The sequence below is a fragment of the Pararhodobacter sp. SW119 genome (genome assembly GCF_017811755.1).
GTDB lineage: Bacteria > Pseudomonadota > Alphaproteobacteria > Rhodobacterales > Rhodobacteraceae > Pararhodobacter.
On sequence record NZ_JADDJF010000125.1, the window covers coordinates 1 to 2,599 of the forward strand.

General features: G+C 62.6%; 4 protein-coding genes. All 4 read left to right on the top strand.

Going from position 1 to position 2,599, the window contains the following annotated elements:
* Window positions 1–1,038 (top strand): exodeoxyribonuclease I (locus tag IM708_RS20670; protein ID WP_209428441.1); only part of this gene is annotated, 1,038 nt, incomplete at its 5' end.
* A 198-nt stretch (window positions 1,039–1,236) separates the two neighbouring features.
* Window positions 1,237–1,392 (top strand): hypothetical protein, encoded by a 156-nt coding sequence (locus IM708_RS21755; protein WP_348525014.1) that lies wholly within the window; start codon window positions 1,237–1,239, stop codon window positions 1,390–1,392.
* On the top strand, window positions 1,393–2,124 hold the full coding sequence (locus IM708_RS20675) for a WYL domain-containing protein (protein ID WP_348525015.1): 732 nt from the start codon (window positions 1,393–1,395) through the stop codon (window positions 2,122–2,124).
* A gap of 66 nt (window positions 2,125–2,190) precedes the next feature.
* Window positions 2,191–2,599 (top strand): DUF262 domain-containing protein (locus tag IM708_RS20680; RefSeq protein ID WP_209428442.1); only part of this gene is annotated, 409 nt, incomplete at its 3' end.

The following is a 2,599-nucleotide window of genomic DNA, read 5'->3' on the forward strand; positions in this document are numbered from 1 at the left end:
ATCTTCGCCACTCAATTCAACGGCAACACCCGCTTCGATATTCTGACCGCGCTCTATGCCGTCTGGCACCGCCAGCCCGAACTGTTCGAGTGGCCTGTGGATCCTGATGGCCGGGTGCGCTTCAAGCTGGACCGCATCGCACCGCTGAATGGCTTTGCCGCGCACAATGCCCATGACGCGCTCGGCGATGTCGAGGCGACCATCCACATCGCCCGCCAGATCGCCCAGCGCGCGCCGGGACTCTGGGCAAAGCTGCTCGCCAACCGCGACAAGGCGCATGTCAAGGCCAGCCTTGCGACCTTCCAGCCCATGGCGCTGGTCGAGCGGTTCGGGGGTGGCCTGCCGCGCACAACCGTCGGCTGCTTCTGCGGTACCTCGGCCAGCAACCCCAATCAGGCGGCATTCTTCGATCTGGATGCTGCCGATCCGACTGACTTGCTCACGGCCGATGACGCTGCGGTCTTCGCCGCCGTGGATACCACTCCCAAAGTCATCCGGGCCTTCTCCATCAACAAGTCGCCCGGCTTGCTTTCCGTCGCCGCGCCGTGCGCCGAGCAGCTGCGCCGTGCAGCGGTGATCGCCCATGCGCCCGAGTTCCGGGCGCGGGTGGGGAGCGCTCTCGCCGCGCGCTTCCCCGAAGACCCCGCTGCACCCACGCCTCCAGTTGAGAAACAGATCTATGGCGGCTTCTACAGTCACGCCGATAAGACGCTGCTCGCGGAGTTCCAGCGCGCGAATTGGCCCCGACGCCAGGAGATCGTCGCCACCCTCGCCGATCCCCGTCTGCGCCAGCTTGGTCGCCGGCTGGTGGCGTTTCACGCGCCCGAGCTGCTCTCAGTCGAGGAGCGCGGGCAGTACCAGGCCTGGCTGCGGGAGCGCTGGTCAGCGCCGGATGTGCCGGAGACCGTATGGACAACGAAGGACCGCGCCCACAGCGCACTGGACGAAATGCGGGAAGACGATGGGATCGATCCGGGGCTGGTAGACGAGGTCGAAGCCTACCTGCTGCGATACTGCTCAGTCGAAGAGTCAGCTTGAGGTGGTGGTTTCTGTGTTCTCGCGCGTACCGATGCGATCACGCGGTAATCCCATTCTAACGAGCCGAGACCATGCTCCGAATAATCCCTCGTTGGTGGTTCTGTTTTCGTTTGATTATCAAACCTGTCGCCGCTAGGGTGCGCACAGAAAGTGGGTGAGCACAGTTCGCATGCCCATCAGGCAGTCGGAGAGAGCGGCGTGGGTGACGAAAGAGCTGAACTGCGCTGGGGCATCGAGCAGCGCCTTGAGTTCATCGAGTTCCGCCTGTTCTGGGAGGGACATGTGAACCGAAGCGATCTGATGGACCAGTTCGGGGTTTCAGTGAACCAGGCGTCCACCGATCTGAATCGGTAAATCGGTTTCGCGCCTGAAAACATGATCTACGACAAGAGCGCACGGACCTATGTCCGCGGCTCAGGCTTCAAGCCGCAGTTCCTTGAGCCGGACGCAAGCCGTTACCTCTCTCAACTGCGCTCCGTCGCAGACGGGATCCTCGATCGCGAGGACTCCTGGATCGCTGATCTCCCGCCATACGCATCAGCCCCAACGCCCGTGCGCGGTGTAAACCCCGCAACGCTGCGCTCGGTCGTCGGCGCCATCCGCCGGTCTGAGTCGATCGAGGTAAAGTACCAGTCCCTGTCCAGCCCGGAGCCGCGCTGGCGTTGGATAGCACCTCATGCCATCGCCTTTGACGGCTTCCGATGGCACACCCGCGCATTCTGCCTGACAGACGCGATCTATAAGGACTTCCTGCTGTCCCGGATACTCGACATCCGTGGGGCGCGCGAAAGCGAGACGTCGCCGGCCGATGACCGCGACTGGCATTCCGAGGTGACGCTGGAGGTAGGCCCGCACCCCGACCTCTCCGAAACCCAAGCGAAGGTCATCGCGCTCGACTACGGCATGCGGAGCGGCAAGGCGAAGATAAAGGTTCGGCGCGCGCTGCTGTACTACGCGCTGAAGCGCCTCGGACTGGATACCGCTCCAGAGGCGCGCGCGCCCCGTGACCAGCAGATCGTCCTCATCAATCGCGACGAGGTCATCGGTAGGATGCAAGAAAGTCGTGGTCAGGAGGCGACGGCATGAGATGGCCTACCGAGTATTGCTACATCACCGATTGCAAACCGATCTTTTCTTGCGAGGAGCGTCACATTGGGTAAGCAAGCCGCATTCAAGACGAACCCGGTCAGCCTCGAGGAGCTTCTGCGTCAGTGCGGAAACGGCAAGATTCAGTTGCCGGACTTCCAACGCAGCTGGGTCTGGGACGAGGAGCGCATCAAGGGGCTTATTGCTTCGATTTCGCAGGCGTTTCCGGTCGGTGCCTTGATGACGCTTGAGGTGAAGCAAGGCGCAGCAGACACGTTCGCGCGTCGACCGATCCAAGGCGCAGATTCAGCAGTCGGGAACAGCGCGCCTGAACAGCTCCTGCTGGATGGCCAACAGCGCATGACCTCGCTCTACCAAACCTGCCTGCGTCGCGAGGTAGTTCGGACTGTTACCCCCCGGCTCAAGCTGGTGGATCGCTGGTTCTACATCGACATCCGCAAGGCGATGGACCCTG